Source organism: Microbulbifer aggregans (assembly GCF_020524005.1).
Lineage (GTDB): Bacteria > Pseudomonadota > Gammaproteobacteria > Pseudomonadales > Cellvibrionaceae > Microbulbifer > Microbulbifer aggregans_A.
On sequence record NZ_JAIVKK010000004.1, the window covers coordinates 413,666 to 438,635 of the forward strand.

The 24,970-nt window shown below is 58.6% G+C and carries 24 protein-coding genes; 11 read left to right on the forward strand and 13 right to left on the reverse strand.

The window, feature by feature from the left end; translation table 11 throughout:
* Positions 1–154: 154 nt before the first annotated feature.
* The 4 genes from LC093_RS09390 to LC093_RS09405 all read right to left on the reverse strand — a co-directional run bounded on the left by LC093_RS09390 (position 155) and on the right by LC093_RS09405 (position 4,685).
* A complete protein-coding gene (locus tag LC093_RS09390) occupies positions 155–1,315 on the reverse strand; it encodes a lipase family protein (protein ID WP_226664462.1) in 1,161 nt (386 codons plus the stop codon).
* Positions 1,316–1,318: 3 nt separating this feature from the next.
* Positions 1,319–1,807, reverse strand: a complete 489-nt coding sequence (locus tag LC093_RS09395) for a transthyretin-like family protein (RefSeq protein ID WP_226664463.1) — start codon at positions 1,805–1,807, stop codon at positions 1,319–1,321.
* A gap of 391 nt (positions 1,808–2,198) precedes the next feature.
* Positions 2,199–4,319 (reverse strand): TonB-dependent receptor, encoded by a 2,121-nt coding sequence (locus LC093_RS09400; RefSeq protein WP_226664464.1) that lies wholly within the window; start codon positions 4,317–4,319, stop codon positions 2,199–2,201.
* 75 nt (positions 4,320–4,394) lie between these two features.
* The gene (locus LC093_RS09405; RefSeq protein WP_226664470.1) at positions 4,395–4,685 is read right to left on the reverse strand and encodes a hypothetical protein; all 291 of its coding nucleotides are present in this window, start codon (positions 4,683–4,685) and stop codon (positions 4,395–4,397) included.
* Between the two features lie 144 nt (positions 4,686–4,829).
* Here LC093_RS09405 and hisB point away from each other — a divergent pair, with 144 nt between their 5' ends.
* The 4 genes from hisB (at position 4,830) to hisF (ending at position 7,790) form a co-directional block, all read left to right on the forward strand.
* On the forward strand, positions 4,830–5,423 hold the full coding sequence (gene hisB, locus LC093_RS09410; protein WP_226664471.1) for an imidazoleglycerol-phosphate dehydratase HisB: 594 nt from the start codon (positions 4,830–4,832) through the stop codon (positions 5,421–5,423).
* A gap of 12 nt (positions 5,424–5,435) precedes the next feature.
* Positions 5,436–6,080, forward strand: a complete 645-nt coding sequence (gene hisH, locus LC093_RS09415; RefSeq protein ID WP_226664473.1) for an imidazole glycerol phosphate synthase subunit HisH — start codon at positions 5,436–5,438, stop codon at positions 6,078–6,080.
* A gap of 204 nt (positions 6,081–6,284) precedes the next feature.
* A complete protein-coding gene (gene hisA, locus LC093_RS09420; RefSeq protein ID WP_226664475.1) occupies positions 6,285–7,016 on the forward strand; it encodes a 1-(5-phosphoribosyl)-5-[(5-phosphoribosylamino)methylideneamino]imidazole-4-carboxamide isomerase in 732 nt (243 codons plus the stop codon).
* Between the two features lie 12 nt (positions 7,017–7,028).
* The gene (gene hisF, locus LC093_RS09425; RefSeq protein WP_226664476.1) at positions 7,029–7,790 is read left to right on the forward strand and encodes an imidazole glycerol phosphate synthase subunit HisF; all 762 of its coding nucleotides are present in this window, start codon (positions 7,029–7,031) and stop codon (positions 7,788–7,790) included.
* Between the two features lie 20 nt (positions 7,791–7,810).
* Here hisF and LC093_RS09430 read toward each other — a convergent pair whose 3' ends face one another.
* From LC093_RS09430 to gpmI, 5 genes are all read right to left on the reverse strand, one after another.
* Entirely contained in the window at positions 7,811–8,056 is a 246-nt protein-coding gene (locus LC093_RS09430; RefSeq protein WP_226664477.1) for a DUF6316 family protein, read from the reverse strand.
* Positions 8,057–8,174: 118 nt separating this feature from the next.
* Positions 8,175–9,566: a S41 family peptidase gene (locus tag LC093_RS09435; RefSeq protein WP_226664478.1), complete on the reverse strand. Its 1,392-nt coding sequence runs from the start codon at positions 9,564–9,566 to the stop codon at positions 8,175–8,177.
* Positions 9,567–9,733: 167 nt separating this feature from the next.
* Complete coding sequence (locus LC093_RS09440) at positions 9,734–10,141, reverse strand: DUF4870 family protein (protein WP_226664479.1); 408 nt, start codon at positions 10,139–10,141, stop codon at positions 9,734–9,736.
* 141 nt (positions 10,142–10,282) lie between these two features.
* The gene (locus LC093_RS09445) at positions 10,283–11,428 is read right to left on the reverse strand and encodes a murein hydrolase activator EnvC family protein (RefSeq protein WP_226664480.1); all 1,146 of its coding nucleotides are present in this window, start codon (positions 11,426–11,428) and stop codon (positions 10,283–10,285) included.
* A 45-nt stretch (positions 11,429–11,473) separates the two neighbouring features.
* Positions 11,474–13,021 (reverse strand): 2,3-bisphosphoglycerate-independent phosphoglycerate mutase, encoded by a 1,548-nt coding sequence (gene gpmI, locus LC093_RS09450; RefSeq protein WP_226664482.1) that lies wholly within the window; start codon positions 13,019–13,021, stop codon positions 11,474–11,476.
* A gap of 288 nt (positions 13,022–13,309) precedes the next feature.
* Here gpmI and LC093_RS09455 point away from each other — a divergent pair, with 288 nt between their 5' ends.
* The 6 genes from LC093_RS09455 (at position 13,310) to smrA (ending at position 17,094) form a co-directional block, all read left to right on the forward strand.
* On the forward strand, positions 13,310–13,720 hold the full coding sequence (locus LC093_RS09455; RefSeq protein ID WP_226664484.1) for a rhodanese-like domain-containing protein: 411 nt from the start codon (positions 13,310–13,312) through the stop codon (positions 13,718–13,720).
* A gap of 61 nt (positions 13,721–13,781) precedes the next feature.
* Positions 13,782–14,033: a glutaredoxin 3 gene (gene grxC / locus LC093_RS09460; RefSeq protein ID WP_226664486.1), complete on the forward strand. Its 252-nt coding sequence runs from the start codon at positions 13,782–13,784 to the stop codon at positions 14,031–14,033.
* Between the two features lie 136 nt (positions 14,034–14,169).
* Entirely contained in the window at positions 14,170–14,673 is a 504-nt protein-coding gene (gene secB / locus LC093_RS09465; RefSeq protein WP_226664489.1) for a protein-export chaperone SecB, read from the forward strand.
* 416 nt (positions 14,674–15,089) lie between these two features.
* A complete protein-coding gene (locus LC093_RS09470) occupies positions 15,090–15,545 on the forward strand; it encodes an acyl-CoA thioesterase (protein WP_226664491.1) in 456 nt (151 codons plus the stop codon).
* Between the two features lie 34 nt (positions 15,546–15,579).
* Positions 15,580–16,443 carry an SDR family oxidoreductase gene (locus LC093_RS09475; RefSeq protein WP_226664494.1) on the forward strand — a complete coding sequence of 288 codons (864 nt, stop codon included), beginning with the start codon at positions 15,580–15,582 and terminating at the stop codon, positions 16,441–16,443.
* 60 nt (positions 16,444–16,503) lie between these two features.
* Positions 16,504–17,094 (forward strand): DNA endonuclease SmrA, encoded by a 591-nt coding sequence (gene smrA, locus LC093_RS09480; RefSeq protein WP_226664496.1) that lies wholly within the window; start codon positions 16,504–16,506, stop codon positions 17,092–17,094.
* Positions 17,095–17,375: 281 nt separating this feature from the next.
* Here smrA and LC093_RS09485 read toward each other — a convergent pair whose 3' ends face one another.
* From LC093_RS09485 to LC093_RS09500, 4 genes are all read right to left on the reverse strand, one after another.
* A complete protein-coding gene (locus LC093_RS09485) occupies positions 17,376–17,951 on the reverse strand; it encodes an META domain-containing protein (RefSeq protein ID WP_226664498.1) in 576 nt (191 codons plus the stop codon).
* 60 nt (positions 17,952–18,011) lie between these two features.
* On the reverse strand, positions 18,012–18,485 hold the full coding sequence (locus LC093_RS09490) for an META domain-containing protein (protein WP_226664499.1): 474 nt from the start codon (positions 18,483–18,485) through the stop codon (positions 18,012–18,014).
* A gap of 115 nt (positions 18,486–18,600) precedes the next feature.
* Positions 18,601–18,873, reverse strand: a complete 273-nt coding sequence (locus LC093_RS09495) for a hypothetical protein (protein WP_226664501.1) — start codon at positions 18,871–18,873, stop codon at positions 18,601–18,603.
* A 195-nt stretch (positions 18,874–19,068) separates the two neighbouring features.
* Positions 19,069–21,321 (reverse strand): TonB-dependent receptor, encoded by a 2,253-nt coding sequence (locus tag LC093_RS09500; RefSeq protein WP_226664503.1) that lies wholly within the window; start codon positions 21,319–21,321, stop codon positions 19,069–19,071.
* A gap of 183 nt (positions 21,322–21,504) precedes the next feature.
* Here LC093_RS09500 and LC093_RS09505 point away from each other — a divergent pair, with 183 nt between their 5' ends.
* Positions 21,505–24,903, forward strand: coding sequence for a PAS domain-containing hybrid sensor histidine kinase/response regulator (locus tag LC093_RS09505; RefSeq protein WP_226664505.1), 3,399 nt, complete (start codon positions 21,505–21,507; stop codon positions 24,901–24,903).
* The last annotated feature ends 67 nt before the right edge of the window (positions 24,904–24,970 follow it).

Sequence of the window (24,970 nt, forward strand, 5' to 3'; positions counted from 1 at the left end):
GGTGACGCTACCAGGGCGGCTGGCCCGGGTAGCGCGGATGCGGACTATTGAAGCAGGTGGCGGTCAGAAATGAAACCTTGAGCCATCGCCACCCCGGGTAAAGTGACGTGAAAGTAGCGATGGCCCGCCTGAATTGGCGGTTGGAATTGCAGGCTTAAGCGTCGGTTCCCCGCCCGGCACGCAGTACCAGCTGGGATACCGCGTTATGCACGCGCAAAAAGACGCTGCGGATGATCGCCACGGTAATGTTGGTGCCCTCTTTGATCGTAATGCCGATCATTTTGCCCAGGCGAATAATAAGCCGTGTGACCCAGTGCGACAGCTTTTTGCCAAACTCGTACGCTTTCTGCAGGAAAATGGCCAGCTGATCCAGCAGCGTAAAGGTTGAGCTGCCGGTAATCACCAGCGCGATACCCGCGAGTTCCACCACTTTTTTCAGTACCCACATTACTGCTTCTGCAGCCACCCAGGCTGTGTTCAGGGTCAGGGAAAGCGGGTTATCGGATTCGAGCCAGCTCTGGATGCTGCGCTGGATGGGGGTTGGTGGACGCTTCTTGCGCACCAGCTCCCAGTTGTGCTTTTCCTCTGAGCCAGACAGGGACGCGATGTAATTTGCCATCTTGTGGTAGGCGGCAGGATTGAGTGCCAGGCCGGAATTCAACAGCAGGTCGCCGGGGCCGTTGTCCGGTACATGCATGAATGGCCAGGTAGGCACCATGGGCACCGGGTCGGTGCGGTGATAAACCCGGAAAATATTGTTATGCCCCAGGCGTCGATTGGCGCCATCTGCAAAAAACTCCAGTCCAACCCGCGGGCTGCCAAAGGTATACAGCTTTACCGTGCGGCCGCTTTTTGCTTTCAGGTAATCGGCAGTTAGAGTGGCAAGGGCGCCGCCGAGACTGTGGCCGACGCAGTGAATGGTGTGCACATTCACCGGTAGGTTGCTGATGAATTTTTCCAGGTCCGGAAGGAACGACTGAAAGGTATAGAAGAAACCCTGATGCACCAGGCCGCCGGTGTGAAATTGTTTGAGGCCGGCGTTGATATCCGTGAGCGCGTCATAGCCGCTGGCAGTGCCTTTCAAGGCAACGAACCCATGGCCGTCATACTTGTTTTTGCCGTTTGCGGCGATGCCCATCGTATGCTCACTTTTTAGGAAAGTGAACGCGCCGGTTTTTCCGCTCAGCTGGTCGCCGCCCTCTACATCAAAATCCTCTTTGTAGATTTTTTTGAAATCTTCTCTGCGCAGTGAAGACTTGATGTCATAAATATCTGACGCCAGTCGCGCGGTAAATTCTGGTGTTAGGTTATTCATAGATCACTTCCATGTGCATTTTGTGAATAGGGCGGCTCCGAAGTCCCGGTACATGGCCTCTTCGTTGTCCAGGTCGCAGTAGAGGTCGAGGTCCTTGCCTCCGAGTTCGGAGTTTTTCCCGGAATCCCTTTTTGAGTTTGACCAGATGACGATCTCTTCATCACCTTGCACAACAGCAATCTGCTGGGCTACGACGAATTCCGCGGGGAGCATTTGGACCAGGGTGCGGCGCCGGACTTCAGGGAAAGTGAAGTTCCCGTTTTCATCAGTGGAAGTCTCATCCTGCTCCAGAGACTCGTGTTCCCATCGGCGAATAATCTTCGCATTGGTGACGGGTTTTTCATCTTTTGTCAGGGTTCCGGTAACGGGAGAAAAGAAGTAAGCCTTTCCGGCATCGAGAATTGACATGGTATTTCCGTATACGGGTATGAAGGTCAGGAGAAAAGCGGTGAGTAAAACGGTTTTGGCTGTTTCGTACCTTTTGTTTTTCATGCTGCTTTCTATATAAATTATCTAAACGATAAGAACGTTCCATTTACCGGGTGAAGATAAAATAATTTCCAGGTGGAATTCCATAAAAACAGGAATAAATTTTCTGTTTGTGAATGTTTTGCAGTTTGCTGGTTTTACTGGGTACGTTTGTGCCAGTTGTGCTCGCTAAAGTCGCTTGAATAAATCGGACAATGTGCGGAAAAATTTTTTACCCGGCGACCGGGGTTTCGAGCTCTGGCCCTACGGGAGAGCGTAAAGAAAGCGCTTGTGTGCGTTCTTTTCAGTGAGCAGTGATGGAGTAGAGCCGCAGCATTCAGCTGCGTGAAGAGCGAATGGTGTGTGACACCCGGCGCGCTATTGGCCGGGTGTCACATGCCAAGCTGTAGTGATATTAGAAGTGGAACCTTACACCGGCTTCGATGCTGCGTCCGGCTTCCGGGGCGTAATCACGCAGAAGGGATGTGGAGTTGCGGATCTCTTCGTCCAGCAGGTTGCGGGCGTTGGCAAACACCACGGCATCGTTGCCGGCCAGCTTGAAGTTGTACTGGGCAGTGAGGTCCATACGGGTGTAGGCGTCGGTCGACTCCTCAAATGCGCCGGCACGATCCTGTTCGGTGGCGCGGGTGTTGCGCCACTGCCAGTTCCAGCTGTCGTAGTCGCCACCGAGGGCGAAGCCGTAGCGCAGCGGTGGCAGGCGCGGTACGTCGCGGCTCTCGCCGGCAATGCGGTCGTCGAAGCTGGCGCGCACGCTGTCGCCAAACAGGGTCAGACTGAGACCGGCCGCCAGCGGGAACTGAACAGACGCTTCCGCGCCGTAGAAGGTGGCATCGCGGTTAGCGTAGCCGTAGATATCGAACTCGCTTTCCTCATCCACTAGACCAGTGTTGGCGGCATAGATGTAATCGCCAATGCGGTTGTAGAACACATTGGCTTCCACCTTGGCCGCATGCCAGCCGCTGGCCTCTTTGTTGTGGTGGTGATAGCCCAACTCCAGATTGATGGAGTTTTCCTTGTCGAGGTTTTCGTCACCGATGATGTAGCGGGACTCCGCCAGGTGCGCACCGTCGGCAAACAGTTCTTCCGCCACCGGTGCGCGCTCGGCGCTGGTGAGGCCGAGGCTCAGGTGCTGGTGTTCGGCGAGGAAATACTGCAGTGCGGCGCTTAGGCCGATGAGGTCAAAGTCTTTATCATTGCCGTATTCCGGTTCCACATTGACGTTTTCCAGGCGCGCACCCAAGTCAAGATGCCACTTGCCCCACTCACGTTCTTTCATGGTGAAGGCGCCGATAGCGCGGGTAACGGACGGGCGGATAAAGGCCTCATCGCCAATCGCCGCGAAGTCCTTGCGGGACAGCTGCAGGCCGTAGGCACCGCGCCATTCACCGCCGTCATCGTGGGTCAGCTCGATACGGCTTTCCCAGGCGTCATTGGTGAATTTGGTGCCCTCGTGGAAATGGTCCTCATGGGGCTCCAGTTCTACGTGCTCGTAGTCGGTATGGCCCAGGCGGAAGCTGAGTTTGTCCCAGTAATCGTCGCCGAAGTCGTGTTCGCCCTTGAGGTCGTAGCGGGTCTGTACCAGGTCGATGCGCACCCCGGCTTCCTCTTCGTGCTCCTCGTGCGCATGTTCTTCTTCCAGGGCGTGCTCCTCGCCCTCTTCCTCGTCGTGGTGCGCGTGGGTGCCCAGGGGAATGCCGTAGTTGTTTTCCAGGCGGTTGACCGACAGGCCGATAAAGCCGCTGTCGGTCACCCAGGACAGGCCGGCGCTACCGCTCTTGGCGCGGGCATTGGTGTTGCCGACGAAGCCGTCGGTGTTGAACTCTTCCTCGTGGGCCTCTTCGCCCTCGTGCTCTTCGTGTTCTTCATGCTCAAGAATCGCCAGGCCCGGGATCTGGGTATTGCCGTTTTCGCGGTAAACGCCGTCCAGGTACCAGGCCAGGCTGCCGGCTCCACCCTGCAGGCGGAATACACCGGCGTCCTGCTCGTTGGCGGTGTCGTGGCGCATTTCCACCGCGCCTTCGAGGGCTTCGGGCACTTTGCTGGGAATACGGCCGTCGATCACGTTCACGACGCCGCCAATCGCACCGCTGCCATAGCGCAGGGCCGCGGGGCCGCGCAGTATCTCAATGCTGTTGGCGAGCAGGGGCTCGATACTGGCGGCGTGGTCAGAGCTGGTGTTGGAGGCATCCGCCACATCCAGGTTGTCGCTCAGGATTTTCACCCGGTTGGCGCTCTGGCCACGAATGACCGGCAGGCCGACACCGCCGCCGAAGGAGGCATTGGCGACACCCAGCTGGCTGTTCAGGGTCTGGCCGAGGGTGGCGGAGGCGGATTTGCGCAGTGCATCGCCATTCAGCACGGATACTGGCGCCGCCACCGCGTCGGCGGATTTGGCCAGCGGGGAAACGGTGACGTTGACCTCTTCCAGTGTTTCATTCTGGTTGGCAGTCTGAGCAGATACGGAAGCGGAAAGCGCACAGGCAACGGCCAGCGCCAGAGTGTTTACTCGGTACATGATTTTTATTCCTGTCTCGGACAGGCAGCGGCCACCCAAAGGCCGGTGCCAAAACTCAATTCGGATTGTTATCGATCAGCTGAGTGACAGGAGTGCGGGCGGGCCGCGGGCATTCTGGCGTTCCGGCTGGCTATCGCGCGCTACCGGGGCCTGTTGCTGGATATAGAGGGGGGCCAGGTCTTCACCGAAGTAGATGAAGGGGCCGCTGACAGCCGCGGGCATGTGGTTGAAGCAGAGTTCGCACAGCTCGTGGGACTTGTCCTGAAGATGAATATGCTCCGCCAGTACCGGCTGTGCGCAGATAAACGCAAACAGCAGCACCAGGCTGGCCCAGAAGCGGGATTTATGGGAGGAACGCATATTCATGGGGGCGTATGATATTTGATCGCACCACGGAATCAAGTTTCATTTGAGACTATCGACCAAAAACCGCCCGATTTGAGCGTATAATTCGCGCCTTCTATCTTGTTGGGTAGTAAAGCTGCTGCCCCACCGCAATCAAGGATGTAAATGCTCATGCGCACCGCCAGCGTAAACCGCGATACCCTGGAAACCAAGATCAAGGTCAGCCTCAACCTCGATGGCAAAGGCACCGGCAAATTCGACACCGGCGTCCCCTTCCTTGAGCACATGATGGACCAGATTGCCCGTCACGGCATGATCGACCTGGACATCACCTGCGATGGCGACACCCATATCGATGACCACCACACCGTCGAAGACATCGGTATTACCCTGGGCAAGGCCATTAACGAAGCGATCGGCGATAAAAAGGGCATGACCCGCTATGGTCATTCCTACGTACCGCTGGATGAAGCCCTGTCACGGGTCGTTATCGACTTCTCCGGCCGCCCCGGCCTGGTGATGAACGTGCCGTTTACCCAGAAGCGCATCGGCCAGTTCGACACCGAGCTGTTCTACGAATTCTTCCAGGGCTTCGTCAACCACGCCCTGGTTACCCTGCATATCGACTGCCTGCGCGGCCACAACGCTCACCACCAGATTGAAACCGTATTCAAGGCTTTCGGCCGCGCCCTGCGTATGGCGCTGACGCCGGATCCGCGTATGGAAGGCGCCATGCCCTCCACCAAAGGTGTGCTCTGAGGAACTAGCAGAATGCAGAAGATCGTCGTCCTCGACTACGGCATGGGTAACCTGCACTCGGTGGCCAGTGCCCTGCAGAAAGTCGCTCCCGGTGACGAAGTCATCCTCGCCACCACCCCGGAAGAAGCGGAAGGCGCTGACCGCCTGATCGTCCCCGGTGTCGGTGCCATCCGCGACTGTGTGGAAGGCTTTATTCGCCCCGGTTTCGTCCCGCTGCTGAACCAGTGCATCGAGTCCGGTATGCCAGTGCTCGGTATCTGTGTGGGCATGCAGATTATGATGGCGCACAGCGAAGAGAATAACGGTGTCGACTGCCTGGGCATCTTCCCGCAACCGGTGAAGTTTTTCGGTACTGACCTGAGCGAAAACGGTGAGCGCCTGAAAGTCCCCCATATGGGCTGGAACCGCGTGCAGCAGAAAATCGACCACCCACTGTGGGCGGAAATTGAAGACGGCAGCCGTTTCTATTTCGTGCACAGCTACTATGTGCCCGCGGAGAACAACGATACTGTCGCTGGCGAAACCGAGTACGGTGTCAGGCTCGCTGCCGCGGTGACGCGGGAAAATATTTTCGCGACCCAGTTCCACCCGGAAAAAAGTGCCGATGCCGGTTTGCAGTTGCTGAAGAATTTCGTCAGCTGGAATGGCAGCGCTTAATTTTGTGTAGGAGCCTGCTTGCAGGCGAATCCCCACAGCCATTCGCCTGCAAGCAGGCTCCTACGGTTCAGTGGAACCGAAAGCTAACGAAGTAACAATCTATTCGCGAAGGCGGAGTGCCGGAGAGAGGGTTTCGGTACACCGCCGCCACCGGACCGGCTGAGAACGATGCGGGCCCGGATCAATCTACAGGAAGTGAACTAAATGATCGTAATCCCAGCCATTGATCTGAAAGACGGCGAGTGCGTACGCCTGCGCCAGGGTGAAATGGAAGACGCTACTGTCTTCTCTGATGACCCGGTTGCCACCGCCGAGCACTGGCTTCGCCAGGGTGCCAAGCGGCTGCATCTCGTCGACCTCAATGGCGCCTTCGCCGGCAATCCTGTCAACGCCGAAGCCGTCAACGCCATCGCCCGGCAATTTCCCAAATTCCCGGTGCAGATCGGCGGTGGTATTCGCGATCTCAAAACCATCGAGTGGTACCTCGATGCCGGCGTTACCTGGACCATTATCGGTACCGCCGCGGTGAAAAATCCCAAGCTGGTCAAAGAAGCCTGCCGCGAATTCGAAGGTCACATTATCGTCGGTCTCGATGCCAAAGACGGTCTTGTCGCCACTGAAGGCTGGGCCGAAGTGTCCGACGTGCAGGCCACCGAGCTCGCCAAACAATTCCAGGACTGCGGCGTCAGCTCAATCGTCTACACCGACATTGCCCGCGACGGCATGATGCAGGGCGTCAATGTCGAAGCCACCCTGGACATGGCCCGCGCGGTACAGATCCCCATCATCGCCTCCGGCGGCGTCAGCAGCATCGAGGATATCCGCGAACTGCTCGAAGCCAGGGAAATCTACGGTGCCATCACCGGCCGCGCGATTTACGAAGACAAACTCGACCTGCGCGAAGCGCAGAAACTCTGTGACGAGTGGGATAAGTAGCAGGAATATTTTATGGGCCTCGCCAAACGCATAATTCCCTGTCTCGACGTCGATGCCGGGCGTGTCGTCAAAGGCGTAAACTTTGTCGACATCCGCGATGCCGGAGACCCGGTGGAAGTCGCGCGCCGCTACAACGAAGCAGGCGCAGACGAAGTCACCTTTCTGGATATCACTGCCACCCACGAAGAGCGTGACACCACACTGCACACCGTGGAGAAAATGGCCTCCCAGGTCTTTATCCCGCTCACCGTCGGTGGCGGGGTCCGTACCCTCCAGGATATTCGCAACCTGCTGAACGCCGGCGCCGACAAAACCGCGATCAACTCCGCGGCGGTGCACAATCCCGAGTTCGTGCGTGAAGCCGCTGACCGCTTTGGCAGCCAGTGTATTGTGGTCGCCATCGATGCCAAGCAGGTGGGTGACGGCAAATGGGAAATCTTCACCCACGGCGGCCGCAAGCCGACCGGCATCGATGCGGTCGAGTGGGCAAAGAAAATGGATCAGTATGGTGCGGGGGAAATCCTGCTCACCAGCATGGACCGGGATGGCACCAAGAACGGCTTTGACCTGGCGCTGACACGCGCCATTACCGACGCGGTATCAGTGCCCGTTATCGCTTCCGGTGGTGTAGGCAATCTACAGCATCTCGCCGATGGCGTACTACAGGGCGGCGCCGACGCGGTACTGGCGGCCAGTATCTTCCACTTCGGGGAATATACCGTGGGTGAGGCCAAGGCATTCATGCAGAATGCCGGTATCGAAATGCGTATCTGACACCGCGGATACGCCGATATTCAGGACTTGTGCGTGTTGCGCCAGCGACGCGCACGCTGGCTGCCAAAAGGCCGGATATTGCCGGTGTACTCTACCGGTTTTTCCAGGGTTTTCCTGACCGCCTCCTCCGCTTCTGCGCGGCATGGGAAGGGACCAAAAACCCTGCCTCCCCGCATATTGAAATACCAGTCATCACCGAGCTTGAAAAAGCGCTCTGCGCGGGGTGGGATGGATCGATCCTCTTCGCCACGGCGGTACTGCTGCATGACAACCTCGCTACTTCCTGAACTGCAAACTGCATAAAAAAACCGGCACGCTCTTTTAATACTAGTCAAAGTTGCGTGTCGGTTTTGCGTTCGGCTTTCCTGTGGAAGCCGTTGGGAATTAAAGATCTTCTGCGCGAATCTGTGCGACCCGTTCACCAGCTACGTTATTGCCCGCGGTACCGGAGGCGGGGGCCTTATAGCGGTGCGCGTAGAGATTGAGCCCCTTGAGCACATTCAGTGCCTCGAATACCTGATTGTCGCGGCTGTACCAGTCGCCGCGATTGGCTTTCGCCCGCTTGCGGTCTTCCGAGCCACTCTCCACACCGCCATTGCCATTGCCCAGGTGCCCGGCCAAATCCGCTTCCGTGGTGCGTGAGCGGCCGTCCATACGGGTTACGGTGGCGCGCTCAACGGTGATATCCGGCTTGATGCCCTGCGCCTGTATTGAGCGGCCTTTGGGGGTGAAATAAAGCGCTGTGGTCAGCTTGATTGCGCGGTCTTCATTGATCGGAATTACGGTCTGCACCGAGCCTTTGCCAAAGCTGTCGGTGCCCATCACCACCGCGCGGCGGTGATCCTGTAAAGCGCCCGCCACGATTTCCGCGGCTGATGCGGAGCCATCGTTGATCAGCACCACGAGCGGCGCACCTTTGGTGACATCCCCGGGGCTGGCGGAATAGCGCAGGTTGGATGAATCATTTCGGCCTTCGGTGTATACCACCAAACCTTCTTCCAGGAAGGCATCCACCACTTCCACAGAAGATTGCAGTACGCCACCGGGGTTGTTGCGCAGGTCGATGACCAGTCCTTTGATCTCGCCCTCTTTCTGGAGTTTTTTCATTGCGCGCATCAGGTCGCCACCGGTATCGAGCTGGAACTGGCTGATGCGCAGATAGCCATAGCCGTCTTCGAGCATTTCACCGCGCACGCTGTACACCCTTACCGTGTCGCGCTTGAGCGTTACGTCAAACGGTTCCTTGTGGCCTTTGCGGCCGATGGTCAGGGTTACCTCACTGCCCACTGGACCACGCATTTTCTCCACGGCCTCGTCGAGGCTCACGCCGCGCATGGACTTGCCCGCCAGGCGCAGGATCACATCGCCGGCGCGCAATCCGGCGCGCGCTGCGGGTGTGTCGTCCATGGGGGTAACAATGGTGATGTAGTCCTCCTCGATTCCCACTTCGATACCCAGGCCGGCAAACTCACCGGTGGTGTTGGCCTGCAGGTCGTCGAACGAGCGGCTGTCGAGGTAAGCAGAGTGAGGATCCAGCCCCTGCAGCATGCCCTTGATGGCGTATTCGAGCAGCGTGCTGTCGTCCACTTCTTCCACGTATCCCTGCCGTATCTGTTCAAAGACCTTGGCAAAGCTGCGCAGGTCTTCCAGCGGCAGGCGGGACTGGGCCTCAAGGGAGATGTTGTCGGCACCGTCGGCCTGGCTGAGTCCGATCAGCGGCAATGCGGTGAGGGCTGCCGCGCCAACTAAGCGGGCCAGCGATTTCGGGGTGAACATAGTCTGCGCGTCCTTGGCATTTATCGTTTCTTTCCAAGAAGAATTGTAGACCCGGAATCAGAACTGGGCCGGCAAACTGGCGGTAATTGCAAGGGACTGGAGGGCAGGGGAAGGAAGGAAAATATGCCAAACCCGGCGGCGGTGCGCCGGGCGGAACCGGATAGCGATCAGCGATACAGGTTGAACAGCTGCTTGTTCTCGCTGAGGTAGAGCCAGCCTTTGGCAATGCGATAAATGCTCCACACATACCACGCTATGGCCAGCGGGAACGCCAGAAAGGTGCCTAATCCCAGGGTCAGCGTGAAAATCACCAGACCAACGACCACCAGGATGGCGAGAAACAGCAGACCTCTCCAGAAGCTCTGGATCTGCCAGCGCAGGTGCTGTTCGTAGTAGGTGCCCCGCGCATCATCCAGCTTGATGTAGGCGAGGATCAGGGCGATGAAAATGGTAATGCCAAAGAAATAGGACAGTGCCTGCAGCGCGTAGTTAACGTGACAGATCTGGCGCAGAGAGCTGTGTTGCTCAATGTACTGGCCTTCCTGCGAATGTGGCGAATTACCTGCCTGTTCCATGATTGTTCCTTATGTCTCGGTGCGGATCATAATCCGGACCTTTTATTCGATTTTTGGCGGTTCGCCAAACAATACCGAAGAGCTCAGTGCCTCACAAACTTTTGTCGGCGCACTGTTCTTGGTTGGCTATGCGGTTTCGAATCACCCGCGGCACCACGCGGTAGGGTCCTGGGGTTTACCGTTGCGGCGGATTTCAAAATAGAGCCCGCTGTGGCTGAGGCCGCCGGTATTGCCGACTTTGGCGATAGTGTCCCCGCGCTCCACCCACTCGCCGATGGCGCGGGTCAGCGACTGATTGTGGCCGTAGAGGCTCATGTAGCCATCGCCGTGATCCAGGATGATGAGCATGCCCTGGCCGCGCAGGTAATCGGAAAACACTACCCGTCCGCGGTGAATGGCCTGTACCGGCTTGCCCTCGTTGGCGCGAATGGTGACGCCCGTCCAGGTGATACCGTTGGCGCGGCGCTGGCCAAACGCATTGGCGCGTCGCCCCTGGGTCGGCCACTGCATGCGCCCGCGCTGCTTGGAAAATGGGGTCTGGTCGCTGGGATTGATCAGGCTGGCAATCGCACGACCCACTTCGTCCACCAGGCGCTGCAGGCGACTGCGGTCACCGCGCAGTTTATCCAGTTCGCCGCTCTTGCTGGCCAGCTGGGTGGCCAGCTTGTCTAGGGTGCGCTGGCGCGCCTGCTGGGCACTGGTCAGGGCGCGACGCTTGTCTTCCAGCTGGTTGCGCTCGCGCGCGAGGGTGTCCTGCTCTCGCTGGATACCACTGCTGACGGTTTCTAGTTCGGAAAGGGTGCTGACGTAATCGTCGATGACGGCGCTGCGTTGCTTGAGAAAGTAGTCGTGGTAGCGGAGTTGGCGGGCGATGTGCTGGGGGTCTTGCTGGTTGAGGAGCAGCTTGATCTGCTCCTGGCGACCGAGTCGGTAAGCGGCGGCGACTTCCTGCTCGACCCGCCGCTGCATACTTCGCCGGGATTCCTCCAGCTGTTTTTCTTCCCGCTTCAGCTCCTGCAGCTTCTCGCCGCGGCTCTGCATATCGGCTTTGATCTTGTCGACGCGCTGCAGCAGCTCGGAAATATCCTTCTCGTTGGCTTCCAGGTCCTTGAGCAACTGGTCGCGCTCGGTTTTGACCTGGTTCAGCTCCTGCTGCAGGGTTTCGATGCGCTGCTTGATTTCCGCCAGCCGCGCCTGTTGTTCTTCCTCACCAGCCTGCGCAAAGCAGGCTGGTGTGAACAGGAATGCGGACAGCAGTGCAGCAATGGCATACACAGAAAATTTCATGGCGAAAAGCTTACCTGAATTTGGCCCAGTCCAACTTAGTTCAAGTTAGTCCAACTTTACCAGAGGCTCGCCACTCATTTCTGCAGGCTGTGTCATACCCATAAGCGTCAGCATGGTGGGTGCCACATCTGCGAGACTGCCGCCGTCGCGCATGGTTACAGTGCGATCACCCACGTACACGAAGGGAACGGGCAGGGTGGAATGCTGGGTGCTCACCTGGCCGGAGCCGGCGTCGTACATTTCTTCCACGTTGCCGTGGTCGGCGGTGATCAGTACCTCGCCACCAGCGGCCAGTGCGGCCTTGATGACGCGGTCTACACAGCCGTCCAGCGCTTCCACAGCCTTAACCGCCGCCTCGAACACGCCGGTATGGCCGACCATGTCGCCGTTGGCGTAGTTGCAGATGATGGCGTCGAACTTGCCGCTGTCGATGGCTGCCACCAGCTTGTCGGTGACTTCCGGCGCGCTCATTTCCGGCTGCAGATCGTAGGTGGCGACATCCGGGGACTTGATCAGCACGCGCTCTTCGCCGGTGTAGGGCTCTTCGCGGCCGCCGCTGAAGAAGAAGGTTACGTGGGCGTATTTTTCTGTTTCGGCGATACGCAGCTGGGTTTTGCCCTGATTCTGCAGGTATTCACCCAGGGTGTTGACCAGTGCTTCCGGTGGGAAGGCACAGCTGGCGTCGATGTTACCGGCGTATTCGGTGGTCATCACGAAGTCGGCCAGTTTCGGCTGCGCTGCGCGCTCGAAGCCGTCGAAGGCCGGATCGGTAAAGGCGCGGGTCAGCTGGCGCGCGCGATCCGGGCGGAAATTCATAAAGATCAATGCGTCGCCGTCTGCCAGTGGCGCGGGGGCTCCGATCAGGGTCGGGGCCACGAACTCGTCGTTTTCGTTGCGCTCATAAGCTGCGGCGAGGGCGGCCAGCGCGTCGGTGGCTTCGTGCTTTGCTGTGCCCCGGGTGATGACGTCGTATACCGGCTGCACACGATCCCAGCGCTGGTCGCGATCCATGGCGTAGTAACGCCCGCTGAGGCTGGCGATACGGGCATTGCCGACGGTGTCGCAAACCTGCATCAGGCGCGCAATGGAAGGTTCGGCACTGCGCGGCGGCGTGTCGCGGCCATCGGTAAAGGCGTGCACATAAATCGCCCTGGCGCCGCGCTGCGCGGCCAGGGTTACCATGGCAACAATATGGTCTTCGTGACTGTGGACACCGCCTTCTGACAGCAGGCCCATAATGTGCACGGCACCATTACCGGCCACGGCCTTGTCGACTGCCGCGGTGTAGGCCGGGTTGCGGAAGAAGTCGCCGTCCTGAATCGCCTTGTTGATGCGGGTGAAGTTCTGGTACACCACGCGGCCGGCGCCGAGGGTCATATGACCCACTTCGGAGTTGCCCATCTGACCTTCAGGCAGGCCTACCGCCATGCCGGAGGTGTGGATCAGGGTTTTCGGGCGGGTGGCCCAGATCTCATCCCATACCGGGGAGTTCGCCGCCGCAATGGCGTTGTGCTCGGCGTGCTCACTGAAGCCGAAGCCGTCGAGAATGAGCAGAACCAGGGGGCGTTTGGGCGATAACTCAGCGGATGCCATGGGATCGGATTTCCTATGTTGGGTTGATAGAGATCTCGGGCGTCGTGGCCGGAAAACTGGTGATTTTTACGTCACCGAATTGCAGGGGGCGGATTTTAACCTGTTTAGAGGGAAAAGGTCAGGTATTGATCAGCTTTATGGCGTATTGAACAGTGAAATTGCTGGTTAATAATTGCTCATGCCTCGTGTATACTCCGCCCCCTTTAAAGGGCCTGTTCACAGGCCTCTTATGACAACGGCGACTTTCTGGTCGCACACAACAACAAACAGAGAATTATTGGGGGCGAAGTGGACTTTTTCGTCTTTATCAGCGAGCAATGGCTGCTGGTGAGCTTACTGGTTGCGCTGCTGTACGCGCTGGCCATTTCCGAACGCCTGAAAGCGGGCAAGCCCGCCTCGGCCCATGAGGCCACCCGGCTGATCAACAGTGATGAAGCCAAAGTGGTGGACCTGCGCGACCGCTCCGAATTCACTGCCGGGCATATTGTGGATGCCATCCACATTCCCCACGGCGAGTTCGAGAAGCGCGTCGGTGAGCTGGCGGCTTACAAAGAAAAGACCATCATCCTGGCGGACAAGATGGGCCAGCATGCCGGAGCGGTCGGTCGTCAGCTGAAGAAAGCCGGCTATAACGTGCGCCGCCTGGAAGGTGGTATGTCCGAGTGGTCGAACCAGAAGTTGCCTCTGGTCAAGGGTTGATCTATCAAGAGATAGCCGGTTCCTGTAAACCGGCTATCTGCGCATTCTGAGGTACGCAATTGTGAAAGACGTTGTTATCTATACCACCCGCTTCTGCCCTTTCTGCGTCCGTGCCAAATATTTGCTGGACAATAAAAACGTCCCTTACACGGAGATCTCCGTCGATGGCGACCGGCAACTGCGCGCGGAGATGACAGCCAAGGCCGGCCGCCACACGGTGCCGCAGATCTGGATCGGTGACCACCATGTGGGTGGCTGCGACGAACTGATGGCGATCGAGCGCAGTGGTCAGCTGGACAAGCTGTTGGCGTGATTCACCGCGCCCATTTGAAGAAAATTTGATTTCAGCCTTGAAAGGGTATTTCGAGGCCCCCATTTGAAGATTCATACAGGGAGTCTTCTATCAGGGAAGGCAGTTAATAACCTTTTATTTATTCACAGGCAGTAACATGGCTGAAGAACTAAACGGCGCAGCGGCCAACGCAGAAGCCCAACAAGTACAATTTGCAATGCAGCGCATCTACCTGAAAGACCTGTCTTTCGAGACTCCGATGGGCGCTGAGGTTTTCAAAAAGCAGTGGAAACCAGCTGTTAACCAGGAACTGAACACCAAAACCGCAAAGATCGACGAAGATCTTTACGAAGTTGCTCTGACCCTGACCATCACCGTCAAGCTGGAAGAAGAGACTGCTTTCCTGGTGGAAGTACAGCAGGCTGGTCTGTTCGGCGTTAAAGGTCTGGAAGATGCACAGCTGGCGCAGGCACTGAACACTGCGTGCCCGACCATTCTGTTCCCGTACGCGCGCGAAGTGGTAGACAATGTAGTCACCAAGGGCTCCTTCCCGGCCCTGATGCTGCCGCCGATCAACTTCGACGCCCTGTTCGCCGCTGCCCTGCAGCAGGCCCAGAAGCAGGCTTCTGAGCAAGGCGCAGAAGAGAAGAGCGAAGCTTAATTTCCAGTTTCGGTTCTCTCACAGAAAAGGCTCCTTCGGGGGCCTTTTTTGTTTTTTGGCGCATCGTTCGCGTTTGTGCTCTAAATGATGACCGTAGCGGCCCCACAGGCGGGAATACCTTGCAGGACACGAGCTAGGCGCCCCCCCCTAAACCCATCCCTGGGGGCTCGGCTGCGGCCGTCCTGGCCGCAGACGGTCCCGCAAATAGTTACCGCGAGCGTGCTCTTCGCATTTGAGCTCAAAGCTATTTACGAAGCGCAACAGTGAGATATGAAGGACCTGATGGCTGGTGCACCTTCGCGAGACCTTCTGCGACAGGGATGTCGCGGAAGAGCCCCCAGGGATGGGTTTACGGCGTGTCTCGCGAAGGTGCACCAGGTAGCAGGTCCGCCACAAACTTTTTACGGAGCTATTCCATGAATTGGGATTTTTCGGCCCCTTACATCTACAAGGTTCAGGTAGAAGCAGAACACGTAGACGGGCTTCACCATGCCAACAACGCAGAATACGTGCGTTGGTGCGAGCGCGCCGCCTGGGCGCACAGTGTAGATCTTGGGCTGGATGTCACTAATTACCAATCCATGGACCGTGGAATGGCAATCCGGCAGGCCGAGTACGACTATATACTGGCCGCGAGAGAGAGCGATGAGCTGCTGATCGGCACCTGGCTCACCAGGGTCGACGGTCGCCTCAATATGACCCGCAAATTCCAGGTGTACCGCGCCGGTGATGAAGCCCTGGTCCTGCGCGCCACCTGGCAGATGGTCTGTATCGAACTCTCCAGCGGCAAACCCAAGCGCATGCCGCAGACCTTCAAGGACATCTACTGCCCGGCCGTGGTTGAAGAGGTTGTTACCGCGCCTGACCAGTGATCCGCATCGAAAACCGCCAGCACCTGGAGTGGCCATGAGCGAAGAGATCACCCTGACCCAGAATACCGGCGCCCTCAAGGGCAAAACCATCTTTATCACCGGTGCCAGCCGCGGCATCGGTCGCGCCATCGCCCTCAAGTGTGCGGCGGACGGTGCCAATATCGCCATCGCCGCCAAATCGGCCGAACCCCACCCCAAACTGCCAGGCACCATCTATACCGTTGCGGAAGAGATCGAGGCGGCTGGTGGTAAGGCGTTGCCCATGCAGGTGGACGTGCGCGAAGAAGCGCAGGTGGCCGAAGCCCTCAAGAAAACCGCCGAGACCTTCGGCGGCATCGATGCGGTGATCAACAACGCCGGTGCCATCAACCTCACCAACGTCGAGTCCACACCGCCCAAGCGCTACGACCTGATGCTCGACGTCAACGCGCGCGCGGTCTACCTCACCGCGCACCTGGCCATTCCCTACCTCAAAAAATCCGATTGCGCGCATATCCTGAGCCTGTCGCCACCGCTGAACCTGCAACCGCGCTGGCTGGGGCCGTTCGCGCCTTATGCGCTGTCCAAGTTCGGCATGACCATTCTCAGCATGGGGCTCGCGGAAGAGCTGCGTGAAGCGGGCGTTAGCGTGGCCACCCTGTGGCCGCGCACCCTGGTGGCTACAGCGGCAATTGAATTTGCCGTGGGTTCGCGGGAGATGTTCGAGCAGAGCCGTAAACCCATGGTGATGGCGGATGCCGCATACGAAGTGTTGGTTACCCGCAATCAGGGCCTCAACGGTGCCCAGCTGATCGACGAGGTACTTTTGCACGAACGGGGGGTGGAAGATTTCACCCAGTATGCGCACAATCCCGCCAAGGCCGATCAGCTGGCGGTGGATCTGTTTCTCGACCCCTGAGTCGAAATGTTCGCCCGCCGCCGGGGCCATGCATGCAGAGGTATTTCGGGGGAATTGTGGATGAGAGACGATCAAGAACTGTTTCACGGCGCCATGGGCGCGCTGGGTGACGTGAAGCCACTGGCTCCAAAGCACAAGACCGCAAACCTCAACAAACAGGCCGATGACAAGCTCAACCTGCGCGCGCGCCGCGAAGCGGCTACCGCGCAGACCGCCCGTGAACTCAACCCGCTTGGCGGTGAGTTCGTGGAACCGGTGGATCCCTGGGATCCAATCGAGTTCAAGCGTGACGGCGTGCAGAACGGGGTTTATCGCAACCTGCGACTGGGCAAGTACCACGTCGATGCCCGTCTCGATTTGCACCACCACACCATCGAAATGGCGCGCAGTGCGCTGTATCAGTTTGTGCGGGATTGTATTGACGCCGATGTGCGTTGTGCACTGGTGACGCACGGCAAGGGGGAAGGGCGCAAGCAGCCGGCGCTGCTGAAGAGCTGTGTCAATGCTTGGCTGCCGCAGTTACCGGAAGTCCTCGCTTTTCACAGCGCGCAGAAGCAGCACGGTGGGCTCGGGGCAACCTACGTATTACTGCGTAAAAGTGAGCGCAAGCGGCAGCAGAACCTTGAGCAGCACCAGCGGCGCAATAAGTAAAAAAGTACTGCCGCGTAATCTGTTTGTCACGTCAGACATCTAATCTATGTTCACAACGAAATGTTGCTTGTCCGGTTGCGTTACCGCTGCAACCTCAACTTCGTTGTTCTTCTCTCTTTGCATCTAACCATCGTTTAATCATGGTTTTTTCTGAAGCTTCCGATTGTGGAAGCGCCTCCAGTTGGAGGATTGGTTCCGACTTTCGCTTGGCGAACGTTGACCCTTCTTGAATGGTATTAGCGGCCCTGGTGGCCGCTTTTTTTATGCTGTTTTTTTGTGAATCAGCGGCTTGCGGGTGGCAGCTCGCGTGTCTGCTGAAATTCGAGCATTGTCCCGTCTGCACCCTGTAGGATCAGGCTATCCGAGCTCAGGCTTGCGCGGTCTACCCTCGGCAGCGCCAGCAGGAAATCTTTTTCCAGCTCACTGCTTTCCCTGCGGTTGCCCATGCGGGAAATTTTTGGCGGCTTGAGCCATTGAATATTGCCATCTTCGGCCAGGGTGAACTTGCCAAGGTAGGGATTGGAGCCTGCGCTGCCGCGTACAAAGCCCAGTTTATCGCAGGTGAAATAGGGGCGGTCGCGCCACATTTTACGCCAGAACATATGGGATTTATGCTCGCGTCCATCTATTGTCAGGCTTTCCAGAAGCCATTGATGAGCGCACATGGCTTCGGCTTCTGCCGCTTCAGGTGACGAGAGGCTCGCGCCTTGCTCGTCAACATGACTGCAAGCGGAAATGAGCAGCAGCAGAGTGCCAGCCAGGGGAAATAACGCGCGAGATGGCGTGAGTTGCGCTAGGACAGAGTGGCGCTGAGCGGGCATGGAATCCTTCCGGTAGCTGTTTGCGTCATTTAACATGATTTGGACGCCGCCGTCTGTGACCAGTCCCGCCAATAGTCGAACAAATAGACGCAGCGCTCAGTGCTCTGCTTTGATGTATTCGATGTAGATATCGCCGGGTATATCGCGCAGGATCAGGCGCGCGCCGCCACTTTTGACAAATGCCTGACGGGTACCGGACAGAGCGCGCAGGTACTGGCTTTCCTGTTCCATCAACGGCGGCGGGCCGGCTTTTTTGGTGGATGCGAAGCTCGCGGTATCCCAGAGAATCTGGCCGGTATCGGTGATCTGCATACTGCCGCGGTAAGTATTTACGCCGCTTTTGCCCATGGCCTGGCCGTCATTGTTGCAGAGGAAGGTAAACGATTCAGGTTCGCTGACCGCCACCGCATTACCATTCAGCCGCAGCAGGCGCATTTCCCATTTGCCGCCGCACACGCTGGCCAGTGAGCCGGGCTGCTGGATCGGCTTGTCTTCACTTGTGCTCATACCCACGCACCCGGCGATCACGATCCCCAGCCCCGCGAGCCAAACTAAAAATAGTCTGCTCATAGTCGCTTTTCCCTGCTTGCAGATAACCAAAGCTTAGCCGGAGCCTGTATATATGCGTGGACTCCGGCGACAAGCTGTCGCGGCTGCCGTCACAGTTGAGCAATAAATCAGCCGCCTAGGACTCGCGCACGCAGCGCACCACGATTTTGGTTTCGAGCTCGCGCTCAAAGCAGCGGAACTTGGTGCCGTTAACGTTCAGGGATTTAGGGCTGCGCGAAGGTGTTTCGCTGGTTCTCACCGACATGTGATCCGGCTGGCCCATATTGGGGGGGATGGCGTCGCTAAACGCCCGGTTTGCGTGACTTTCCTTTGGCTCAGTTACAGTGCAACCGGCGACAATCCCTGCCGCTACCGCCGCAGCCAGCAGAATAATACTTAATTTCTGCACGCTGATACCTCGGTGGCTGTTGTGACGAACGCGACATTTATCTGTCGCCTTCACTGTTCAGGTTAGAAGACCCTGATGCCAAAGAGTGGTAATGCGCGCCAATTTGTTTAAGGCTGCGCCGGAAAGGGAATCGTTGCGACAAAAAAAGGGAGCCACAGGGCTCCCAAGTAAAACACAACGCTATCTGCGAAAGGATTAGAAGTTGTAGCTTCCAGTGAGTGCAATGGTGCGTGGAGCGCCGTAGTAGCCGGTAACCAGCGCTGCAGAGTTGTAGCCCGCATTGCGGTACTCCTGGTCCCTCAGGTTTTTACCCTGTAGGGACATTTGCCACTTTCCGTCGCCGCTAAAGTATGTGGCGCCTGCATCCACGAGGGTGACGGAACCTTCATCCAGTACGCTCGGAGCGGCATAAATCTGAATGCCGTCCCGGTAGGAAACGCCACCATTCAGAACGAGTTCACCGCCCGCGACATCCATGACGTAGCTCATCTGATACAGGGCGGTTGCCGCTGGGCTGTACTGTAAGTTATCCCAAGTCTCAGCCAGGTCAACAGTCAAGTAGTTACCTGTGGGCTCTTCAGTTTCCGGATCAATTTCCGGTACCTTGGTCAGTACTTCAAGATAATCGCCGTCGGTATAGCCGAGCACGAGGTTGGACGTCAGACGGTCGGTAAGGCTCGCCATCAGCTCTACTTCGAAGCCGCGGATCTCAGCTTCACCGGCATTGATTACCGAGCTGGCAAAGCCGCCTGTGGACTGCGAGAAATCCTGCACTGTGACCTGCATGTCTTCATAGTCGGTACTGAATGCCGCGAAGTTGAGGCGCACGCGATCTTCGAATAGCTGGGTTTTGATCCCCACCTCGAAAGTGTCCGCAGTTTCCGGGTCGTAGCCATTGACAGTTTCCGGGGTTACGGAGGCGTCGCCGCGCATATCGAAGCCGCCGCTCTTGAAGCCAGAGCTGAAGCTGCCGTACACCATGGTGTCGTCATTAATCTGGTAGTTCGCCGCTACCTTGGGAGAGAACTGACCCCAGGAGTCGCTGTTGGTGTAGTCGGTCAGAATGCCGATTGGCTGTTCGAAAGCCGGTGTGCCGTCATAGTGATCGGCAAACATCGGAGAGTAGAGGCCGTAATAGTTTGCTTTGAAAACGTCCGCGGATTTTTCATCGCGGGTGTAGCGACCTCCGAGGATCACGCTGAAATCGTCAGTGATGGCGTAGTCAAAGTTGGCGTAAGCGGCGAGGCTCTCAGTATCCACGCTGCCGCTGACATTTTGCGTCAGGCCGAGCGGCAGGGTGTCAGGGGAGAGAATGCTGTAGATGCCCAGTACCGCGTCGAAGCCACCGGATGCGGTGCCGTCATAGTAGTAAATGCCCGATACCAGGTTGGCGCGGTCGCTGCTCCAGTTCAGCTGGAACTCCTGGGTGAACTGCTCATCGTCGTAGAAAGCTGGCACATCGAAGTCGGCACGCGGGCTGCTATCGAAATCAATATTTGTTGTAGTCTCGCCGCTGCGAGTGGCGGTGATCGACTTCAGGGTAATGCTGTCGGAAACTTTCCACTCTGCGGTTACCGATGCACCGCTGCTTTCCACTGAGTTATCGGAGGACATATTCGAGCGGTGATCGAAGACGTTATCGAGAGGCTGTTCCCCGCCGTAGGGGTTCATGAACATCAGGTGGCCAAAACGCGCGTTGGAGTCGTCCTGGGTGGTGTCTGCTGCGAGGCGAATAAACCACTCTTCATTCGGCGTGATTTCCATGGACACGCGGGCGCTGGTGATGTCTTTGTTGTAGTTTTCGGCACCGGTATTGATGTTTTCACCGAAGCCGTCACGTTGATAACTGGCTACCGCGGCGCCGACAGCAACCTTGCTGCCCAGACCAGTTTGACCACTCAGTACCAGGTCGCGTTGATTGTACGAGCCGACTCCACCACGAATTCTGAATTCGGTATCGCCGGTCATTTTTTTGGTGACATATTTAACCGCGCCACCGATGGTGTTCTTGCCGTACAGGGTGCCCTGCGGGCCACGCAGTACTTCGATGCGCTCAACATCGAACACGTCCATTACCGCACCCTGGGGGCGGGCAACATAGATGTCGTCTACATAGATACCGACGCCGGGCTCAAAGCCCCACAGTGGGTCCTGCTGGCCAATACCGCGAATATAGGCAGTAAGGGTGGAGTTGGTGCCGCGGCTGACCTGTAAAGTGGTGTTGGGACTCAGCTTTTGTACATCGGTCAGGTCGGCAACGCCGTTCTCGATCAGGGCGTCTTCACCGAATGCAGTAACGGCGACAGGTACTTCCTGCAGGGACTGTTCGCGCTTCTGGGCGGTAACGGTGACTTCTTCCAGCCCTTTGTTGTCCGCGTAGCTGAAACTGGCGCCGCAGGCGAGCATGATGCCCACGGCGAGAGGATTGAATTTTATTGTTTTGCGCATGACTCTCTCCGATCACCAATTTATGGTTTTTATATAGGAATGTTCCGGACTAGCACTCTAGCCACTCTCTGCTCCCTTGCCTGCTAGACCAAGGTATGACGATCCGGTTGTAGCGGGGGCGGGACAGAAAACAGACAATCGGTTAGGCTCTCAATATAAACAAAATAATGAAAGGTGCGCCAATTGTTCAGCTTGACCCTGCTGGCCGCGGTCGGCCTTGCCTATCTGCTGCTGCTGTTCGCCATCGCCTTCTGGGGCGACCGGCTGCCGGCGGCACGTATTCGACCGTTCAAGCCCCTGCTGCTGGCACTCGCCGGCACCTACACCAGTGCCTGGATGTTCTTCGGCACCCCGGCACAGGCGGTGCAGGAGGGCTGGCTGCTACCCCCCACCTTTGTCGGCGCCAGCCTGATGCTGATTTTCGGCGCGCCACTGTTGATGCGCTTTGTGCGCCTCTCCAAACAACAGGGCTCCACCTCCATCGCCGATTTCATCAGCGCCCAGTACGGCGGCACCCAGTGGCTGGCGGCGGTGGTGGCATTGTTGGCGGTGATCGCTGTGGTGCCCTACCTGTCGCTGCAGTTGCGCGCGGTGGCGGACAGCTATCTGTTGCTCGCCCGCGGTGACGGCATCAATCCCTCTGCGGTCACTGCCATCGTCGCCGTTACCCTGGGCCTGTTTGCACTGCTGTTCGGCACCCGGCATATCGACAGCAGTGTGCACCGAAATGGCATGTTACTGGCCGTGGCCTTCGAGGCGTTGATCAAGATCGGTGCCATCGTCGCGGTGGCGTGTTTCCTGCTGGACTCTGCTTTCGATGGTGCGGCGGATCTCACCCGAACGGCACTGGCCAGTGAGCGTGTGGCGGCGATGGCTGAAGCGCGCGGGGCGGATACAGGATTTATCGCGGTGGTGGTGTTGGGGATGGCTGCCATCTTCTGCCTGCCGCGGCAGTTCCATATCCTGATGATCGAAAGTGACGACGAGCGCGATATCGGCCCAGTGCGCAAACTGATTCCGGTGTATCTCGGCATCCTGTCGGCGGCAATCCTGGTGGTGGGGTACGGCGGCCTGTTGTGGCTGCCGGGCGCTGGCGGCGATGGGACTGGCTACGGCAATCCGGAACGCTTTGTTCTCGGCGTGCCGCTGGAAAGCGGCCAGTCCTGGCTGGCTCTGCTGGCGTTTGTGGGGGGACTCTCCGCGGGCTCCAGCATGGTGATCATTGCTACGATTGCGCTGTCCACCATGATTGCCAACACCATGATCGTGCCCTGGTGGCTGCGCCGTCTGCAGCGTCGTCCGGCGGGCAAGGCCCTGGGTACCGATTTGCGAAGAGTGCGGCGGGTGATTATTGGACTGCTGATGCTGGCCGCGTTCGGGGTCAACGAGGCGATAGGCCCCGGGGTAAGTCTGGGTACTTTCGGCCTGCTGTCGCTGGCGCTGGTGGCACAACTGGCACCGGCGATGATCGCCGCCGTGACCTGGCCTGCACACTGGCCGCGCTTGCGCTCGCTGGCGGTGCTGGTGGGGTTATTGCTGGGCAGCGCGATATGGGCACTATCCGCACTACCCGCTGCCCTGGGACATGCAGATACCCTGGGGGCGTGGCTGGGGCTCGACTGGAACCCTCTGACCATTTGTTGTGTCTTCGGGCTTGGCCTCAACGGCGTGGCACTGGTGCTGGTGTCACTGGTACAGCAGCGCTGGGCGCCCCGCCGCGGCAGCGCAGGATCGGCGCCTGTGGATAAAGTGCGTTTGCGCCAGTTGCTGGCGCGCTTCGTGGGTGATGACGCTGCAGACCGGGCGCTGGCGCCGCTGCTCAAGAAGTCCGCAGGCAAGGTAGCGGCGCATGCCTACCGGGAAGCGGTGGAGAAGATCCTCGCCGGTATCGTCGGCAGCACCAGCGCGCGCCGCCTGGTGCGCCAGCTGAGCGAGCCGGAAACCGCCGCGCAGCAACTGGATCAGGCCTCGGACATTTACCAATTCGGGCGCGGGTTGTTGCAGAGCAGTATCGACAATATTGATCAGGGTATCTCGGTAGTGGATGCCAACCTCAATCTGGTGGCATGGAATCGCCGCTATCTGGAGCTGTTTCACTATCCGCAGGAAATGATCTATGTCGGCCGCCCGGTGGCGGAGCTGGTGCGTTACAACGCCAGCCGTGGCGAGTGCGGCCCTGGTGCCGTGGAAATGCATGTGGACAAGCGGGTGGAGCACCTGCGCAACGGCACCGCCTACCGGGTGCAACGCCACCGCACAGATGGCGCGGTACTGGAAATCCGCGGCAACCCACTGCCCGGCGGCGGATTTGTCACCACTTATACCGATGTCTCCGATTATCAGCGCGCGCTCGCTGAATTAACCGAGATCCGCAACTCTCTCGAGCACAAGGTGGCCCACCGCACAGCAGAACTGGAGAGCGTCAACGACGAACTGCAGGCCTTGAACCGGGAGCTGCACGCCGCCAGCGCCGGCAAGACCCGCTTTCTCGCCGCCGCCAGTCACGACCTGGTGCAGCCACTGAATGCCAGTCGCCTGTTCCTGGATGCACTGGCTGCTCGTGAGCTGGAAGACGGCAGCCGCCAGCTGCTCACTCGCGCCGACAGCGCGCTGGCCGCGGCCGAACAACTGATTACCGATATGCTGCAGATCGCGCGCATGGATGCGGGGGATATTCGCCCGTCCTTCAGCGCCGTGTCCCTGGACAGCATCCTCGACGACGCCGTGGCGCAGGCGCGGATCGCCGCCAGCAGCCGCGGCATCCGTCTGCGTTACCGGCGCAGCAACCTGTGGGTGCGCAGTGACGAAAAGATGCTGCGCCGCATCGTGCAAAACCTCCTCGACAATGCCGTGAAATACACCCGCAGTGGCGGCGTGCTGATCGGTGCACGCCGCCGCGGGCAAACGGTTTCGCTGGAGGTTTGGGATACCGGCGTCGGCATCGCGGCGGAACAGCAACAGGATGTATTCCGCGAATTCTGCCGCCTGACTCCGAAGGAACTTGCAGATAACAACCAGCGCCAGCACGGCTACGGCCTTGGCCTCGCCACTGTGGAGCGCCTGTGCCGCCTGCTGCACAGCCCGGTAACCCTTGCGTCAAAACCCGGCCGCGGCAGCGTGTTTAAGGTGCGCCTGGCCCTGGCCGCGGCGGAAGTTACTGCCCGCGTGTTGTCGGGAGCAGCGACCGGCCGCGGCGCGCAGTTGGATTTGCAGGTGCTGTGTGTGGACAACGAGCCCTCGATCCTTGAAGCGATGGCCGCGCTTTTGGATGGCTGGGGCTGCCACGTGCAGTGCGCGCGCGACCGCACCGAAGCGCTGGCGTGTAATAAGCCGGATTTGCTGTTGATGGATTTTCACTTGGATGACGGTGATAACGGTATCGACCTCGCCGCCGAGCTGCTGGCGCGCTGGGGCGTTGATGTGCCCTGCGTCATCATCTCGGCTGAAAATACCAATACGGTAAAAGCGCGCGCGCACAGCGCCGGTTGGCAATTCCTGCAGAAACCGCTGCGCCCGGCAGCGTTACGTGCGCTGCTGCAGCAGCGGCAGAAGATCGCGCCGGTTGCGACCAAGGTCGTATAGCGGTGGCGGTGGGGGGCGCGCAACCTGTTGTCAGTACAAGTTCGCCTGCAAGCAGGCTCCTACAGGG

Coding starts and splice junctions, on each gene's coding strand:
- LC093_RS09390 (WP_226664462.1), bottom strand. CDS start 1,315: ATGAATAACCTAACACCAGAATTTACCGCGCGACTGGCGTCAGATATT.
- LC093_RS09395 (WP_226664463.1), bottom strand. CDS start 1,807: ATGAAAAACAAAAGGTACGAAACAGCCAAAACCGTTTTACTCACCGCT.
- LC093_RS09400 (WP_226664464.1), bottom strand. CDS start 4,319: ATGTACCGAGTAAACACTCTGGCGCTGGCCGTTGCCTGTGCGCTTTCC.
- LC093_RS09405 (WP_226664470.1), bottom strand. CDS start 4,685: ATGAATATGCGTTCCTCCCATAAATCCCGCTTCTGGGCCAGCCTGGTG.
- hisB (WP_226664471.1), top strand. CDS start 4,830: ATGCTCATGCGCACCGCCAGCGTAAACCGCGATACCCTGGAAACCAAG.
- hisH (WP_226664473.1), top strand. CDS start 5,436: ATGCAGAAGATCGTCGTCCTCGACTACGGCATGGGTAACCTGCACTCG.
- hisA (WP_226664475.1), top strand. CDS start 6,285: ATGATCGTAATCCCAGCCATTGATCTGAAAGACGGCGAGTGCGTACGC.
- hisF (WP_226664476.1), top strand. CDS start 7,029: ATGGGCCTCGCCAAACGCATAATTCCCTGTCTCGACGTCGATGCCGGG.
- LC093_RS09430 (WP_226664477.1), bottom strand. CDS start 8,056: ATGCAGCAGTACCGCCGTGGCGAAGAGGATCGATCCATCCCACCCCGC.
- LC093_RS09435 (WP_226664478.1), bottom strand. CDS start 9,566: ATGTTCACCCCGAAATCGCTGGCCCGCTTAGTTGGCGCGGCAGCCCTC.
- LC093_RS09440 (WP_226664479.1), bottom strand. CDS start 10,141: ATGGAACAGGCAGGTAATTCGCCACATTCGCAGGAAGGCCAGTACATT.
- LC093_RS09445 (WP_226664480.1), bottom strand. CDS start 11,428: ATGAAATTTTCTGTGTATGCCATTGCTGCACTGCTGTCCGCATTCCTG.
- gpmI (WP_226664482.1), bottom strand. CDS start 13,021: ATGGCATCCGCTGAGTTATCGCCCAAACGCCCCCTGGTTCTGCTCATT.
- secB (WP_226664489.1), top strand. CDS start 14,170: ATGGCTGAAGAACTAAACGGCGCAGCGGCCAACGCAGAAGCCCAACAA.
- LC093_RS09470 (WP_226664491.1), top strand. CDS start 15,090: ATGAATTGGGATTTTTCGGCCCCTTACATCTACAAGGTTCAGGTAGAA.
- LC093_RS09475 (WP_226664494.1), top strand. CDS start 15,580: ATGAGCGAAGAGATCACCCTGACCCAGAATACCGGCGCCCTCAAGGGC.
- smrA (WP_226664496.1), top strand. CDS start 16,504: ATGAGAGACGATCAAGAACTGTTTCACGGCGCCATGGGCGCGCTGGGT.
- LC093_RS09485 (WP_226664498.1), bottom strand. CDS start 17,951: ATGTTAAATGACGCAAACAGCTACCGGAAGGATTCCATGCCCGCTCAG.
- LC093_RS09490 (WP_226664499.1), bottom strand. CDS start 18,485: ATGAGCAGACTATTTTTAGTTTGGCTCGCGGGGCTGGGGATCGTGATC.
- LC093_RS09500 (WP_226664503.1), bottom strand. CDS start 21,321: ATGCGCAAAACAATAAAATTCAATCCTCTCGCCGTGGGCATCATGCTC.